The sequence below is a fragment of the Rhizobium sp. Root1212 genome (assembly GCF_001424985.1).
Classification (GTDB): Bacteria; Pseudomonadota; Alphaproteobacteria; order Rhizobiales; family Rhizobiaceae; genus Pararhizobium.
The window spans coordinates 477,863-493,054 of record NZ_LMDA01000001.1; the positions used below are offsets into that span (position 1 = coordinate 477,863).

General features: G+C 62.8%; 15 protein-coding genes. 12 read left to right on the forward strand and 3 right to left on the reverse strand.

Features of this window, described 5'->3' with window-relative positions:
• Positions 1–38 precede the first annotated feature (38 nt).
• On the reverse strand, positions 39–299 hold the full coding sequence (locus tag ASC86_RS02350) for a DUF1344 domain-containing protein (protein WP_056315462.1): 261 nt from the start codon (positions 297–299) through the stop codon (positions 39–41).
• A gap of 296 nt (positions 300–595) precedes the next feature.
• Here ASC86_RS02350 and ASC86_RS02355 point away from each other — a divergent pair, with 296 nt between their 5' ends.
• The 3 genes from ASC86_RS02355 (at position 596) to ribB (ending at position 5,664) form a co-directional block, all read left to right on the forward strand.
• Positions 596–3,256 (forward strand): EAL domain-containing protein, encoded by a 2,661-nt coding sequence (locus ASC86_RS02355; protein ID WP_056315464.1) that lies wholly within the window; start codon positions 596–598, stop codon positions 3,254–3,256.
• Between the two features lie 134 nt (positions 3,257–3,390).
• Complete coding sequence (aroC, locus tag ASC86_RS02360; protein WP_056315465.1) at positions 3,391–4,488, forward strand: chorismate synthase; 1,098 nt, start codon at positions 3,391–3,393, stop codon at positions 4,486–4,488.
• Positions 4,489–4,563: 75 nt separating this feature from the next.
• Positions 4,564–5,664 (forward strand): 3,4-dihydroxy-2-butanone-4-phosphate synthase, encoded by a 1,101-nt coding sequence (ribB, locus tag ASC86_RS02365; RefSeq protein WP_056315467.1) that lies wholly within the window; start codon positions 4,564–4,566, stop codon positions 5,662–5,664.
• 102 nt (positions 5,665–5,766) lie between these two features.
• Here the strand turns inward: ribB and ASC86_RS02370 are convergent, their stop codons facing one another.
• A complete protein-coding gene (locus ASC86_RS02370; RefSeq protein WP_156386872.1) occupies positions 5,767–6,957 on the reverse strand; it encodes a winged helix-turn-helix domain-containing protein in 1,191 nt (396 codons plus the stop codon).
• Between the two features lie 100 nt (positions 6,958–7,057).
• Here ASC86_RS02370 and ASC86_RS02375 point away from each other — a divergent pair, with 100 nt between their 5' ends.
• From ASC86_RS02375 to dxs, 9 genes are all read left to right on the forward strand, one after another.
• The gene (locus ASC86_RS02375; protein WP_056318141.1) at positions 7,058–7,735 is read left to right on the forward strand and encodes an energy-coupling factor ABC transporter ATP-binding protein; all 678 of its coding nucleotides are present in this window, start codon (positions 7,058–7,060) and stop codon (positions 7,733–7,735) included.
• Entirely contained in the window at positions 7,732–8,337 is a 606-nt protein-coding gene (locus ASC86_RS02380) for an energy-coupling factor transporter transmembrane protein EcfT (RefSeq protein ID WP_156386873.1), read from the forward strand. The genes ASC86_RS02375 and ASC86_RS02380 overlap by 4 nt, the downstream gene beginning before the upstream one ends.
• A gap of 39 nt (positions 8,338–8,376) precedes the next feature.
• Positions 8,377–8,940 (forward strand): biotin transporter BioY, encoded by a 564-nt coding sequence (locus ASC86_RS02385; protein WP_056315474.1) that lies wholly within the window; start codon positions 8,377–8,379, stop codon positions 8,938–8,940.
• 103 nt (positions 8,941–9,043) lie between these two features.
• Positions 9,044–9,970: a histone deacetylase family protein gene (locus tag ASC86_RS02390; protein ID WP_056315476.1), complete on the forward strand. Its 927-nt coding sequence runs from the start codon at positions 9,044–9,046 to the stop codon at positions 9,968–9,970.
• 1 nt (position 9,971) lies between these two features.
• On the forward strand, positions 9,972–10,226 hold the full coding sequence (locus tag ASC86_RS02395) for an exodeoxyribonuclease VII small subunit (protein ID WP_056315478.1): 255 nt from the start codon (positions 9,972–9,974) through the stop codon (positions 10,224–10,226).
• 55 nt (positions 10,227–10,281) lie between these two features.
• Positions 10,282–10,542: a type II toxin-antitoxin system Phd/YefM family antitoxin gene (locus ASC86_RS02400; RefSeq protein WP_056315479.1), complete on the forward strand. Its 261-nt coding sequence runs from the start codon at positions 10,282–10,284 to the stop codon at positions 10,540–10,542.
• A complete protein-coding gene (locus ASC86_RS02405) occupies positions 10,539–10,997 on the forward strand; it encodes a type II toxin-antitoxin system VapC family toxin (protein ID WP_056315481.1) in 459 nt (152 codons plus the stop codon). Before ASC86_RS02400 ends, ASC86_RS02405 begins: the two co-directional genes overlap by 4 nt.
• A gap of 34 nt (positions 10,998–11,031) precedes the next feature.
• Entirely contained in the window at positions 11,032–11,955 is a 924-nt protein-coding gene (locus tag ASC86_RS02410; protein WP_056315483.1) for a pirin family protein, read from the forward strand.
• A gap of 139 nt (positions 11,956–12,094) precedes the next feature.
• The gene (dxs, locus tag ASC86_RS02415) at positions 12,095–14,032 is read left to right on the forward strand and encodes a 1-deoxy-D-xylulose-5-phosphate synthase (RefSeq protein ID WP_056315485.1); all 1,938 of its coding nucleotides are present in this window, start codon (positions 12,095–12,097) and stop codon (positions 14,030–14,032) included.
• A gap of 20 nt (positions 14,033–14,052) precedes the next feature.
• Here dxs and opgC read toward each other — a convergent pair whose 3' ends face one another.
• Positions 14,053–15,180 (reverse strand): OpgC domain-containing protein, encoded by a 1,128-nt coding sequence (gene opgC / locus ASC86_RS02420; protein ID WP_056315487.1) that lies wholly within the window; start codon positions 15,178–15,180, stop codon positions 14,053–14,055.
• Between the last annotated feature and the right edge of the window lie 12 nt (positions 15,181–15,192).

Consider the following 15,192-nt stretch of genomic DNA (forward strand, 5'->3'; position numbering starts at 1 on the left):
CCGATGGGGAGAAGGGAAAACCAGCCGCTTGGCTGACCTTACTGCACGATCTCGAGATCGTTGATGACGCGCTTACCGTCGACTTCGGTGTAGAACACCAGAACCTTCACGCCCGCCTTCAGGCCGTCGAAATTGAACTCTTCCGGCGCCTGGTAGCTCTTGCCGTCGTCCAGCGAGAGCATGAGGCCCTGCGTATCGACCGAGGTGATCGTCGCTTCGACGTCGGCGCTTTCCGCAAAGGCGCTGAGTGGTGAAAAAAGACTGGCCGTGGCCATGAGTGCCGCTACGACGAACTTCATGCGGGTTACCCTCGTAATTGATTCTCGAAATTTTGTTGACCGCATGGATGCCTCCCGATTGTGGCGAAAATTGCCCAGTGTTGTGGCTTTTCGAAGTTTCCCGGATTGTGTGTTTTATGGTGAACGAAGCCTTAATCGCTTCGCTCCCGTTCCCCTTCCGGCCGCGTTTTCATAGCAGGAACAGGGTCTAAAGCCAATTTTAAGGTTCCCCCACTACCGTTCCATTCCAAAACAGGGGAATACCAGGCTTGACCATCCGCGCCCGTCTTCGACAGCACGCCGAAACTCTTGCAAGATTGGCGAAACCCTCGCTCGTTCCTGCCTTCATCGCAGGCGCCGTGGTGTTTGCCGGCGGCTATTTCTTCGACCAGCAAAATCGCCTGAATTTCCGCAACGAACTGAAGATCAAGGTGCAGAACGAGCTGAACCTGATCTCGACCCGGCTGCAGGGCGAAATCACCACCAGCATCACGGCGCTGCGCGGCATCGCCAACAGCGTCGCAGCCAACCCCGATATGTCGCCAGCGCTGTTCAAGCAGCTTTCCTCCCGCGTGCTGTTGCAGAACCCGCAAATGGTGCGCATCAGCGCCGCGCCGGAAGCCGTGATCCGCATGGTCGTGCCGGAGGAAGGCAACCAGCGGCTGCTCGGCGTCGATCTCAAGCGATTCGGCTCGTCGCGCGTCGCGACCGACCGGGCGCAATCCAAGGCGCGGCCGATCATCGCCGGGCCGATCCATCTCGCCACCGGCCGCACCGGCTTCAACCTGTTTTCGCCGGTCTTTGCCAGGAAGCTCGCCCATATGCGCTTCTGGGGCTTCATGGAAGCGATCATCGACGAGGACGCACTGTACCGCGCCGCGCACCTGATCGGCACCGACGAGACGGAAGAACAGAACGTCGGCGAGCGTCATTTCGCGGTCAAGCTCGCGATCCGCGACATCTCCGTCGCCGACAACGTCCAGGATGCCTTCTTCGGCGAGGACGCGGTTTTCGATGAAACGCCGGTCATCCGCCAGATGCACCTGCCCGGCGGCACCTGGGAGCTGGCCGCCATTCCGGCCGGCGGCTGGGAGCAGGAGCCGGAAAACGGCAAGGGCCTGCTGATCGCCATCCTCGCCGCCGCTGCCATCATCATCATCCCGATCGTCGTGACCTTCGGCCTCGTCGGCGAGCGCCAGCGCACCATCGCGACCCTGCGCTCGCGCGACCGCGAGTTGCTGACGCTGTCCCACCGGCTCAACCTCGCGCTCGATTCCTCCAATATCGGCATCTGGGAAATCGACCTCAACAGCCAGGCCCGCTCCTGGGACGAGCGCATGTACCATCTGCACGGCCTGCCGCCGGGAGACGGCAACCCGGCCTACAAGGACTGGCAGATCACCGTTCATCCCGATGATTCGGAGGCGGCGTCGCTCAATCTTTTCAAGGCGCTGGACGAGGGCGAGGAATACCGCTCGCAATACCGCATCGTGTTGCCCGACGGCGGCGTTCGCTATCTGCGGCATGTCGGCTCCACCCATGTCGGCGCCGACGGCAATGCCAAGATTACCGGCATCAGCTGGGATATCACCGACGACGTGCTGATGACGGAACAGCTACGCGCCGCCAAGGCCGTCGCCGACACCAGGAACGACGAGCTGGCGCAGGCCAACCACCGCATCGAGCACAACGCGTTGCACGATCCGCTGACCAGCCTTGGCAATCGCCGCATGCTCGACACCACGCTGGAGGCGCTTTCGGCCGGCCGCAACGGCGGGCTGCATGACGTGGCGCTGCTGCATATCGACCTCGACCGCTTCAAGCAGATCAACGACACGCTGGGCCACGCAGCCGGTGACGCCATGCTGGTGCATGCCTCGAAGATCCTGCGCTCCAACATCCGCGCCGGCGACATGGTGGCCCGCATCGGCGGCGACGAATTCGTCGTCGTCATCACCGATTGTCCGGGTGTCGCGCATCTGGAGGCGCTGTCCCAACGCATCATTCAGGAAATGCGCCAGCCGGTGGACTACAATGGCTTCCCTTGCCGCTTCGGTGTCAGCATCGGCATCGCCACCGGCGATCTGGCGATGGACGAGCGCAAGCTCCTGATCAATGCCGACATCGCGCTTTACCGCGCCAAGGAAAACGGCCGCAACCGCTACGAATTCTTCACCGAGACGCTACAGGCCGAAGTCGTCAAGACCAAGCGCATCGCCGACGAAATCCTCGAAGGCATCGAGAACAACCAGTTCGTTCCCTGGTACCAGCCGCAGTTCGAGGCCGGTTCGCTGAAGCTGGCCGGCGTCGAGGCGCTGATCCGCTGGAACCACCCGCGCGAGGGGCTTTTGACACCCGACAAGTTCCTCGACATCGCCGAGGAGCTGAACGTCGTCGCCACCCTCGACCGGATCGTGCTCGACCGCGCGATGCTCGATGCCATGCTCTGGGCATCGAAGGGCGTGCATGTGCCGAAAATTTCGGTCAACGTCTCGGCCAAGCGTCTTTCCGACGACACGTTGCTCAATTCGCTGAAAGACCTGAGCTTCCCGCCCGGCCAGCTCTCCTTCGAGCTGGTGGAATCGATCTTCCTCGACGAGAGCGACGATATCGTCACCGCCAACATCGAGGGCATCAAGAAGCTCGGCATCGATATCGAGATCGACGATTTCGGCACCGGCCACACCTCGATCGTCAGCCTGCTCAAGATCAAGCCGAAGCGGCTGAAGATCGACCGCCAGCTCGTCGCTCCGATCCTCGGCGCGCACAAGGAGCAGGCGCTGGTACGCTCGATCATCGAGATCGGCCGTTCGCTCGGCATCGAGACCGTGGCAGAAGGCGTCGAGACCATGGAGCATGCGGAAATGTTGAGCGTTCTCGGCTGCGACCTGCTGCAGGGTTATGCCTTCTCCAGGGCCAAGAGCGCGGAGGATTTCCTCGTCTTCGCGCGGCGCGCGGCGCTGGCGCTGGCTTCCTGAGAACAGCATTTCCCAAGCCGCGGCTTTTTAGGCAGAAAGGCTTTTCCCTTTTCGCCTTTTTCCACTAATAGTCTCGGCCGAAGTCCGGGGTACGAAACGTGCCCCTCCCCCGTCATTTTACGGTCTCCGGTGCCATGTCACACAATACGTTCGGTCATCTCTTCCGCGTCACCACCTGGGGCGAAAGCCACGGGCCGGCGCTCGGCTGCGTCATCGACGGCTGCCCGCCCGGCATCCGCTTCACGCTTGCCGAACTGCAGGCCTGGCTCGACAAGCGCAAGCCCGGCCAGTCGCGTTTCGTCACCCAGCGGCGTGAGGACGATCTCGTCAAGGTACTCTCCGGCGTGATGCTGGACGAGGACGGCGAGACGATGATCACCACCGGCACGCCGGTTTCGATGATGATCGAAAACACCGACCAGCGCTCCAAGGACTACGGCGAGATCGCCAAGCGTTACCGTCCCGGCCATGCCGACTATACCTATGACGTGAAATACGGCATTCGCGACTATCGCGGCGGCGGCCGCTCCTCCGCCCGCGAGACGGCGGCTCGCGTGGCAGCCGGCGGCCTTGCCCGCAAGGTGGTGCCGGGCCTCACCATCCGCGCAGCACTTGTGCAGATCGGCAAGCACAAGATCAACCGCGCCAACTGGGACTGGGCGCAGGTCAACGAGAACCCGTTCTTTGCGCCGGATGCCGCGATCGTGCCCGTCTGGGAAGAATATCTCGACGGCATCCGCAAGGCCGGCTCCTCCATCGGCGCCGTCGTCGAAGTGGTAGCGGAAGGCGTGCCGGCCGGCATCGGTGCCCCCATCTATGCCAAGCTCGATCAGGATATCGCCGCGGGGCTGATGTCGATCAATGCCGTCAAGGGCGTGGAGATCGGCAACGGTTTCGGTGCCGCCGAAATCACCGGCGAGGAAAATGCCGACGAGATGCGCATGGGCAATGACGGCAACCCGATCTTCCTCTCCAACCATGCCGGCGGCATTCTGGGCGGCATTTCCACCGGGCAGCCGGTGATCGCCCGCTTTGCTATCAAGCCGACCTCCTCGATCCTCACGGAGCGCCGCTCGATCGACAGCGACGGTAACAATGTCGATGTGCGCACCAAGGGCCGTCACGACCCCTGCGTCGGCATCCGCGCCGTGCCGATCGGTGAGGCCATGGTCGCCTGCACCATTGCCGACCACTACCTGCGCGACCGTGGCCAGACAGGCCGCCTGAAGTAAGACTTGAGCATTTACGCATTTCCGGACGCAAAACCGCTTCGCACTTTTGCTGGAAATGCTCGAAGGGAGAAAACCATGGCCTATGACCAGAAGCGCGTCGTCGACGCCATCCGCGCCTTCGAGGCCGGCGAGATCGTTGTCGTCACCGATGACGACGGCCGCGAGAACGAAGGCGACCTGATCGTCGCCGCCGTGCACTGCACGCCCGACAAGATGGCCTTCATCGTGCGCCACACCTCAGGCATCGTCTGCACCCCGATGCCGCGCGAGGAGGCCAAGCGCCTGAACCTCAACGCCATGGTCGCCGAAAACGATTCGGCGCACACGACCGCTTTCACCGTTTCCGTCGACTTCAAGCACGGCACCACGACCGGCATCTCCGCCGAGGACCGTACGCTGACGGCGCGCAACCTTGCCAACCCGAATGTCGGCCCGGCCGATTTCGTGCGCCCCGGCCATATCTTCCCGCTGATTGCCCGCGAAGGCGGCGTGCTGATGCGTTCAGGCCATACGGAAGCCGCCGTCGATCTCTGCAAGCTCGCAAGCCTGCCGCCGGTTGGCGTGATCTGCGAACTGGTCAATGACGACGGCACCGTCATGCGCGGGCCGCAGGTGGCGAGCTTTGCCGAGGCAAACGGCCTGAAGCAGGTGTCCGTCGCCGATCTCATCGCCTACCGCCAGCGCAAGGAAACCCTGATCGAGCTTGGCGGCACCTTCGACGTCGACACCCCCTACGGCAAGGCAACCGGCCATACCTACTCCCTGCCCTGGGACCCGATGCAGCACCTCGCCGTCGTCTTCGGCGATATCCGCGACGGCGTTGACATTCCGGTGCGCCTGCATCTGGAAAACGTCGCCGACGACGTGTTCGGCAAGACCTGCCAGCTCGACACGATCATGAAGCGCATGGCCGAAGAGGGCCGCGGCGTCATCGTCTACCTGCGCGAAGGCTCCGTCGGCGTCGGGCTGTCGCAGACGGCACGCAAGGGCAAGCACGACCGCGAGGACCATGGCGAGGCCCAGGCCCGCGAAAGCGAATGGCTGGAAATCGGCCTCGGCGCCCAGATATTGAAGGACCTCGGCATCACTTCGATCCGCCTGCTGTCCACCCGCGAGCGCCACTATGTCGGCCTCGAAGGGTTCGGGATCAACATCACGGCGACGGATATTATTTGACGGGGTCTGTGCTGGCGTACCGCCGTGGCGGGCACTCACAGGATTATAGGGTTGCGGCCCCCCTCTCCCCGCCCGCGGGGGAGGAAACGGCGGAGCGCTTGGCTATCCCTGCCACCCTTCCAGATAGTTCACCCGCTCCACCCCGGCAAAACGGGCGATGCGGGCAAGTTCGGCTTCCAGCCGCTCCAGACGGCCGGAAGTGGTGCGCACGCCCTTTTCCCACCACAGGCGCTTGACGTCGAGCGTGCCGGCCTTGCGATCCGCTTTCATGTCGATGCGGCCGACGAGGCGGTCGCCTTCCAGAAGTGGAAAGACGTAATAGCCATATTCGCGCTTGGGCTCGGGCACGAAAATCTCGATACGGTAGTAGAAACCGAACAGGCGCTCCATGCGGTCGCGGTTGCGCAGCAGCGGATCGAAAGGGCTCAGCACCCTAAGCCTTGCCGGCGGCTCCGTCAGCGCCCCGAGTGTATCGGGGAAGCCGAGGAAGGCGTAGGAGGACCGCGGCTTTTCGCCGTTGGCGGGCTCGATCAACACCTCAACCAGTTCGTCGCGATGGGCGGTGACCCAGGCCTTGGCCTCGTCCGGCGAGACGAGATCGAAGAAGGCGGCAAGCTCGCCATGGGTGGCAAAACCCAGCCTTTCGAGTGCGGCACGGCAGCACCAATCGACGAAGGCCTCGTGCTCGACCTCACTTTCGGTATGGTGCGGCGGGATCACCCGCTCGACGAGATCGTAGACTTTCTGGAAATTCTCCCGCCTCGCGATCGCCAGCTTGCCGGTGTGCCAGAGAAATTCCAGCGCCGTCTTCGAGGGATGCCAGTTCCACCAGCCGCCGGATTTGTGCTCTCCGGCCTTCAAATCCCGCGACATCACGGCGCCATCGGCGACGATGCGCGCATAGGTCTCCTCGAAGGCCTGGTCGAACCCTTCGCCCTGCCATTTGCGCCACCGGTCGAGGATCGACGCCTTCTTGCGGCGGAACCGATGTTTCCAATAGACGAAGAAGGTGCTCGGAATGATCGAGGCGTCGTGGGTCCAGTGCTCGAAAAGCTCGCCGTCCTTTTCCAGAAGCTCCGTCAGGTGCTCGCGGCGATAGGTCTGGTTGCGGGAAAACAAGATCTGGTGATGAGCGCGCTCCACCGTCGAGATGCTGTCGACCTGCACGAAGCCGATATCGTGGATGAGCTGCAGCAACCCGTCTTTCCCGAGCGCACGGTGCGGCGGGGCCGCAAGACCCTGCTTGTTGAGGAAGATCAGCCGCGCATCGCGGTTCGAAACCAGAATCGTCATGGGGAAAAGATAGGCTTTTATTCCCAACAGTCAAACCCACATCGATTTGCCTTTGCCGCAGACTCGCTTATAGATGCTGCAACGCAGCGAGGGGACGGTTTTGGACATCCGATTTGCCGATTGCGCGGTCCGCTTCGGCGACAAGACCGCGCTGTTTCCCTTGAACCTCACGCTCACCGAGCGGCGCATCGGCATTATCGGCCTCAACGGCTCTGGCAAGACCACCTTTGCGCGGCTGATCAACGGGCTGGTGAAGCCGAGCGGCGGCAAGGTGCTTCTCGGCGGGCTCGATACGGTGACGGACGAGAAACAGGTTTTCGGCAAGGCCGGCTTCATCTTCCAGAACCCGCAGCATCAGCTGATCATGCCGATCGTGGAAGAAGACATCGCTTTCGGCCTCAAGAACCGCGGGCTGAAGGGTGCCGAGATCACCGAACGGACGGCGGCTATCCTTGCCCGCTTCGGCATATCGCATCTTGCCCGCCGGCGCGTGCACGAGCTTTCCGGCGGCGAAACCCAGCTTGTCGCCATGGCGAGCGTGCTGGTGACCGAGCCGGATATCCTGATCCTCGACGAGCCGACCAACCAGCTCGACCTGAAAAACCGGGCGCTGGTGGCGCGCACCATCGACGGCCTTGAACAGCAGGTGCTGGTGATCAGCCATGACCTGTCTCTCGTCGAGGATTTCGAGCGGGTGCTGCTGTTTCACGGCGGGCGGCTCGCCGGCGATGGCGCGCCGGGCGAGATCATCGCCCGCTACCGGGAGCTTGCGGCTTGATGAAGAGCCTCTATGTCGAAGGCGGGACGCCACTGCATCGCATCACGGTGCGCACCAAGCTTGTGATGCTGCTTGCGGCCAGCGTCGTGCTGTTCTTCGTCACCTCGCCGCTCGTGCTGTTGCCCATCTTCCTCCTCTGCGCCGCCACTTATTTTACGCTCGGCCTGCCGCTGCGCGAGGCTTTCGGGCGGGTCGGCTGGGTGCTGTTCGCTATCCTGATCCTGGCGCTGGCCACGCTTTATTTCGATGGCGCGCGGCAGGCGGCGGCGATGGCGCTCAGGATCGGCGCGGTCGTCTTTCTCGCCGCCGCGATCACCGCAACGACGGCGGTTAGTGCCTTCATGGACGAAATCACCATTCTGCTGCAGCCGCTGGAGCGAGTGGGCCTCGTGCGCGCCGCCGATGTCGGGCTGGCGCTGGCACTGGTGATCCGCTTCGTGCCCGAAATCCTTGAACGTTACGGCCATATTCGCGAGGCGCATCGCGCCCGCGGCCTGCCGATGCGGCCGCTGACGCTGTTTGCGCCGCTCATCATCCTGACGCTGAAGGATGCCGATACCATCGCCATGGCCATTGACGCCCGCGGCTTCCGGCGTCAGTAGTCAAGCCGTCTCTCATACCCCCGCCACCGGAGAACTGAAATGACCACCAGAGACCTCGTCCTCATCGCCCTCTTTGCCGCGATCATCGTGTTTCTCGGCATCGTCCCGCCGATCACGCTGGGCTTCATCCCGGTTCCGATCACCGCCCAATCCATGGGCGTGATGCTCGCCGGCTGCATCATCGGCGCCAAGCGCGGTTCCCTTGCCTATCTGCTCGTGGTGCTGATGGTCGCCATCGGCCTGCCGGTGCTCTCCGGCGGCCGCGGGGGCCTTGCCATCCTCGCCGGCCCGACGGCAGGCTTCATCATCGGCTGGGTCGTCGGCACCTTCGTCACCGGCCTGATCGCTGAAAAACTGGTGCGTGAAAGCCAGACGGGCGGACGCCAGATCGCCGGCTTCTTCCTCGCCTCCGTCATCGGCGGCATCGGCGTGGTCTATCTGCTCGGTATTGCGTGGCTTGCCTTCGTCACCGGTCTCGGCATCGAAAAGGCCGTCATGGGCTCGCTCGTCTTCATTCCCGGCGACATCCTGAAGGCCGCCATCGCCTCGCTTGCCGCCCGTGCCGTCATCGTCGGCTATCCGCTCTTGCCGCAGCGCGCCTGATATCCGCATCCGCGCGATGGCGGCCCTGCGCCGCCATCGCCACACTGTTGAAAACGGCGCACGTGCCATGGACCTCGACGGCATCTCGCCCTAGTTTCAGGCCATGACCACCATCCTTTTCGAAAATCCGATCTTTCTGGAGCATCAGGTGCCGGAAGGCCACCCGGAGCGGCCCGATCGCCTGCGCGCGCTCAATCTGGCGCTGGAGCACGACCGCTTCGCCGAGCTGAAGCGCGAGAAGGCGCCGCAGGGCAATGAATATCTGGTGCTGCTCGCCCATCCGGAAGAGCATCTGCGCACGGTCATGTCCGTCATACCCGAAGAGGGCATCAATTCCTTCGAGGCCGACACCCATGCAAGTCCCGCCAGCCTGCAGGCGGCGCTGACCGGTATCGGCGGCGCGACGGCGGCCGTCGATGCCGTCTTCACCGGCAAGGCCGACAACGTCTTCGTCGCCTCCCGCCCGCCCGGCCATCATGCCGAGAAGAACAAGGCCATGGGCTTCTGCTTCTTCAACAATGCCGCGATTGCCGCACGTTACGCCCAGCAAACCTACGGTGCCGAGCGCGTTGCCATCGTCGACTGGGACGTGCACCATGGCAACGGCACGCAGGACATCTTCTGGGACGACCCTTCCGTGCTGTTCTGCTCTACGCACCAGATGCCGCTTTATCCCGGCACCGGCGCCAAGGACGAGACGGGGGCGGGCAACATCGTCAACGCCCCGCTTTCGCCCGACACCGGCAGCGACCATTTTCGCGAGGCCTTCAAGTCGCGCGTCCTGACCGCGCTCGATAATTTCCGGCCGGATTTCGTCATCATCTCCGCCGGCTTCGATGCCCACTACCGCGACCCGCTGGCGCAGATCAATCTCGTCGCCGACGATTTCGACTGGGCGACCGGCCGGCTTCTCGACGTTGCCGGCAAAAGCGCCAACAACCGCGTCGTCAGCCTGCTGGAAGGCGGCTACGACCTGCAAGGCCTGGCGGAATCCGCCGGCACCCATATCTACCGCCTGATGAGGGGCTGACATGACCACGACACCGAATACCGACGTTTCCGCCCTCTCCTTCGAAAAGGCCGTGGAAGAACTCGAATCCATCGTTTCGGCGCTGGAGCGCGGCGACGTCGCGCTCGACCGGTCGATCGAGATCTACGAGCGCGGCGAAGCACTGAAGAAGCATTGCGAAGCCCTGCTCAACGCCGCCGAAAACCGCATCGAAAAAATCCGCCTCGACCGCGCCGGCAAGCCGCAGGGTGTCGAGCCGCTGGATGGGGAAGCTTGATTTCGCACCTCTAAAACCCTAAAATGGCCACAAGTGACCCTTTTAGGATGGTGAGATGACACAGATCAGTCTGAAGGACGCCAAGGCGACCTTTTCCCATGTCATCGACAAAGCCGCAGCCGGCGAATTTGTAACGATCACCCGTCATGGCCGCGCCGCAGCCGTGATCGTGAGCGTCGATGCAGCCGAGGCCGCCAGAAAGGCGATGGCACCGCACAGCCAAAGCCTCGTCGACTATCTGAAAACCTTTCCCGATATGTCTGAAGGGGATGTCTTCGCCCGTAATCCCGCGCCGTCGCGGGATATTGAACTGTGAGCGGCTTTCTTCTGGATACGAATATCATATCGCTTCTGGCGCCTGCCCGGAACGAAGCTTCGGCGGCATTCGTCACGTGGCTGGAAGAGCGCGAGCAGGAAAACGGCATCTATCTTTCGGCCGTAACCGTCCACGAGATAGACAAAGGCATCCATCTTTTGCGATCACGCGGCGCAAACGCCAAGGCGGAAATGTTTGCGGCATGGCTTACGGGCTTGACGGCCGCCTATCGGGATCGGATTCTTTCGCTCGACACGATGGTTGCGCGGTTTTCAGGAGAGCTGGAAGCTAAGGCCGCCTCTGCCGGTATCAATTCCGGTGCCATGGATGCGATGATTGCAGGAACGGCCAAGGCTTACGATTTGACGGTGGTAACCCGCAATCTGAAAGATTTTCAAGCCTTCGGCGTAGCTGTCATTTCGCCGGATATCGCAACTGGTACAGATCGAGTTTAGCCGGCCACCCATAGCCGCTCAAAGGAGAAGCCCCATGTCCTTCTTTCCCGGAAAAGACCCTGATGCGGGGGATGCGCCGGCGTGCGATGCCATCGAGTTGATGATCATTCCGCGCACCAGCGATATCGGCAATTTCCAGGTGCGACGGGCGTTGCCGACGGCCAAGCGGCGGCTGGTCGGGCCGTTCGTGTTCTTCGATCGCATGGGACCGGCGCTGCTTAAGGCGGGACAGGCGATGGATGTGCGGCCGCATCCGCATATCGGGCTTTCCACCGTCACCTATCTGTTCGACGGGGAGATCAAGCATCGCGATAGCCTCGGCACCGAGATGGTCATCCGGCCGGGCGACCTGAACCTGATGACCGCCGGGCGCGGCATCGTGCATTCGGAGCGTTCGCCGGAAAACCTGCGCGGGCGGGATCATTCAATCTCCGGGCTGCAGACGTGGCTGGCGCTGCCCAACCAATACGAGGAAATCGACCCGATCTTCGCCCATACGGAAAAGCGCGATATGCCGGCCTTCCGGCAGGACGGGCTGGAGGGCCGCGTCGTCATCGGCTCCTTCGAGAGCATGACGTCGCCGGTGAAGGTTTTCTCCGATACGATCTATGTCGATCTTTCGATCGAAGCCGGCAAAAGCGCGCCCTTTGCCGCGAGCTGGGAGGAGCGCGCGCTCTATATCCTGTCGGGCGAAGCGATCATCGCCGGCGACCATTTTACCGATAACCAGCTCTTGGTTTTTCGCCCCGGCGATCCGATCACCATCACCGGCGGACCGGCGGGCTGTCATGTCATGCTTTTCGGCGGTGCGCCCATGGGTTCGCAGCGGTATATCTGGTGGAATTTCGTTTCTTCCTCCAAGGAACGCATCGAACAGGCCAAGGAAGAGTGGAGAACAGGCCGTTTCGATATCGTGCCGGGCGACGAGGAAGAGTTTATTCCTTTGCCGGAAAGCTGATATTCGTTAAACTCCGGCCCCGTGTCGCAGAAAAACCCGCTTTTGCAATCCTTGTGGTTTGCGTTTAAAGACCCACATTTGCGGACACATCTTTCCAGAATCGCGGCGCAGCGGTGCGGCGCGAGAAGAGGCATTCAGCGTGACACAACTGCCAGCCCAGCCCCTGCCGGCGACACCCCTTCTCGACAAGGTGACATACCCTGACGACCTGAAGAAGATCGACGACAAGGATCTGCCGCAGCTGGCAACGGAACTGCGCGCCGAAATGATCGATGCCGTGTCGCGGACCGGCGGGCATCTGGGCGCCGGCCTCGGCGTGGTCGAACTGACCATCGCCATCCACAAGGTGTTCAACACCCCGCATGACAGGCTGATCTTCGATGTCGGCCACCAGTGTTATCCGCACAAGATCCTGACCGGGCGGCGCGACCGCATCCGCACGCTGCGCCAGGAAGACGGCCTCTCCGGCTTCACCCGCCGGGCCGAGAGCGAATACGACCCCTTCGGCGCCGCCCATTCGTCCACCTCCATCTCCGCCGGTCTCGGCATGGCCGTGGCCTCGCAGCTTTCCGGCGAGCCGCGCAATGTAATCGCCGTGATCGGCGATGGCGCGATGTCGGCCGGCATGGCCTATGAGGCGCTGAACAATGCCGGCGCGCTCGATGCGCGCCTCATCGTCATCCTCAACGACAACGACATGTCGATTGCGCCGCCGACCGGCGCGATGAGCGCCTATCTCGCACGGCTGGCTTCCGGCCGCACCTATATGGGCTTCCGCGATCTCGGCAAGAAACTGACGGCCTATCTCGGCAAGAAGGTCGACCGCGCCATCACCCGCGCCGTCGAGCATGCCCGCGGCTATATGACGGGCGGCACGCTGTTCGAGGAGATGGGCTTTTATCACATCGGCCCGATCGACGGGCACTCCTTCGATCACCTGCTGCCGGTGCTGCGCAATGTGCGCGACAATGCCTCCGGCCCGGTTCTGATCCATGTCGTGACCCAGAAGGGCAAGGGCTATCCGCCGGCCGAGGCCGCTGCCGACAAGTATCACGGCGTCAACACCTTCGACGTCATCACCGGCGCGCAGGCGAAGGCCAAGCCGAATGCGCCGGCCTACACCTCCGTCTTTGCCGAGGCGCTGACGCAGGAGGCCGGCTTTGACGACAAGATCGTCGCGATCACCGCCGCCATGCCCTCCGGCACCGGCCTCGACAAGTTTGCGCTGGCGCATCCGAGCCGCATTTTCGATGTCGGTATTGCCGAGCAGCATGCCGTGACCTTTGCCGCCGGCCTTGCCTCCGAAGGCTACAAGCCTTTCTGCGCGCTCTATTCCACCTTCCTGCAGCGCGGCTACGACCAGGTCGTGCATGACGTGGCGATCCAGGGGCTGCCGGTGCGGTTTCCGATCGATCGCGCCGGTTTCGTCGGCGCCGATGGCCCGACCCATGCCGGCTCCTTTGATACGACTTATCTCGCCACCCTGCCCGGCTTCGTGGTGATGGCCGCGGCCGACGAGGCGGAACTGAAGCATATGGTGCGCACGGCGGCGGCGTATGACGACGGCCCGATCTCCTTCCGCTACCCACGTGGCGAAGGTGTCGGCGTCGATATGCCGGAACGCGGGGAAATTCTTCAGATCGGCAAGGGCCGCTTGATGAAGCAGGGATCGAAGGTGGCGCTGCTTTCCTTCGGCACGCGCCTCGCCGAATGTCTGGCGGCGGCCGAGGATCTCGATGCCGCCGGGCTTTCCACAACGGTTGCCGATGCCCGCTTCGCCAAGCCGCTCGATCATGACCTGATCCGCCAGCTTGCCCGCCATCACGAGGTGCTGATCACCATCGAGGAAGGTGCCGTCGGCGGCTTCGGCAGCCATGTGCTGCAGTTCCTGGCGATGGAAGGCCTGCTCGACAACGGGCTCAAGGTACGCCCGATGGTGCTTCCGGATATCTGGATGGAACAGGCCAAGCCGGAAGCCATGTATGCCAGGGCGGGCCTCGACCGCGCCGGCATCGTTTCGACCGTCTTCAAGGCGCTCGGCCAGAAACAGGGCATCGGTCTGGGCGCCGCCGGCTGATCGCCGCCGCTTTCAGCGCTTCATTCGGCGGGCGAGAGTTTCGCCATGGCGGGGGCCGCATCGCGCGCTCCACCGGAAACGGCGCGTGCAGTCTTTCGCCGCTCCAGACAATAGGCGAGCGCCAATTGCATCATGCAGCCGGCGGTCATTACCAGCAATTGCACGGAGAGCGGCGTTTGCGGGTATACCCGCATCATCACCAAAGCGCAGAACGACAGGAGCACGCCGACCGAGAAGATAGGCAGGCTATGCCGGCCCGCCGTGCAGAGAAGCTGCATGGAGGGGTGATCGGCCATCTTCTTCACAGCCGGGATATTCCAGGCCAGATAAAGGATCGCCAGCACATTGATGATCCGCAAAGGCCCGCCATTCGTCTTGGAGACGAGTTCGTGATGGAGGTTGCCGAACGGGGAATCGATGGCGTCGAAGTAAATGGCCATGTTGGCGGGGATGGCCACAAGGGCAAAGACTGCCGCGGCCGCAAACAGTGGGCCGTTATAGGGTAGAACAGGCTGGCCGCGCTTCATGCGGATGCCAAGGCATATGCCCATCACGAAGATGAACTGCCACGACAGCGGATCGAAATACCAGATGTGCCCCTCGAGCGCGAGGTTCACGAAATTGATGTGGCCCATGCCGGCAACAAGCCAGACGGCGCCGGAAAGCGCCAGAAGCAAGGCGATCGAGCGATCGTGAAGCACGAAGATGAAGGGCGCAAGCAGCAGCAGCACGACATAAAGCGGCAGAATATCGAGATTGCCGGGCATGAAGCTGAGCGCTAGCGCCTCAAGACCATGCCACAACGGGTCCTTCCAGAAATCCACCATGTCGATGGCCTTTGCCGCAGCCCGGAAATAACCGAGCGCGACCGCGGCAACCGCCGCCATGACGGCGAAGAGCAGCAGATGGACAAGGTACAGCCGCCAGGCCCGCTTCCACGGCCGCTCGACCATGAGCGTGGCGCCGGGCCGGTAGTAGGCGAGCGCCGCCGACATGCCGGACAAGAGTACGAACATCTCGGAGGCATCGCAGAAGCCGCGCGAATGCTGGAAGGCGAGCGAGAAGGTGAATTCCGCATGGCCGATAAAAATCAACAGCAGCGATAGACCTCGCAAAAGGTCGATCCTGTTTTCCCGCTGTTTGCTCATTCCCGTCCCCGA

What these genes read in the sequence shown, in the direction of transcription:
- ASC86_RS02350 (WP_056315462.1), bottom strand. Translation starts at nt 299, where the DNA reads ATGAAGTTCGTCGTAGCGGCACTCATGGCCACGGCCAGTCTTTTTTCA.
- aroC (WP_056315465.1), top strand. Translation starts at nt 3,391, where the DNA reads ATGTCACACAATACGTTCGGTCATCTCTTCCGCGTCACCACCTGGGGC.
- ribB (WP_056315467.1), top strand. Translation starts at nt 4,564, where the DNA reads ATGGCCTATGACCAGAAGCGCGTCGTCGACGCCATCCGCGCCTTCGAG.
- ASC86_RS02370 (WP_156386872.1), bottom strand. Translation starts at nt 6,957, where the DNA reads ATGACGATTCTGGTTTCGAACCGCGATGCGCGGCTGATCTTCCTCAAC.
- ASC86_RS02385 (WP_056315474.1), top strand. Translation starts at nt 8,377, where the DNA reads ATGACCACCAGAGACCTCGTCCTCATCGCCCTCTTTGCCGCGATCATC.
- ASC86_RS02390 (WP_056315476.1), top strand. Translation starts at nt 9,044, where the DNA reads ATGACCACCATCCTTTTCGAAAATCCGATCTTTCTGGAGCATCAGGTG.
- ASC86_RS02395 (WP_056315478.1), top strand. Translation starts at nt 9,972, where the DNA reads ATGACCACGACACCGAATACCGACGTTTCCGCCCTCTCCTTCGAAAAG.
- ASC86_RS02400 (WP_056315479.1), top strand. Translation starts at nt 10,282, where the DNA reads ATGACACAGATCAGTCTGAAGGACGCCAAGGCGACCTTTTCCCATGTC.
- ASC86_RS02410 (WP_056315483.1), top strand. Translation starts at nt 11,032, where the DNA reads ATGTCCTTCTTTCCCGGAAAAGACCCTGATGCGGGGGATGCGCCGGCG.
- opgC (WP_056315487.1), bottom strand. Translation starts at nt 15,180, where the DNA reads ATGAGCAAACAGCGGGAAAACAGGATCGACCTTTTGCGAGGTCTATCG.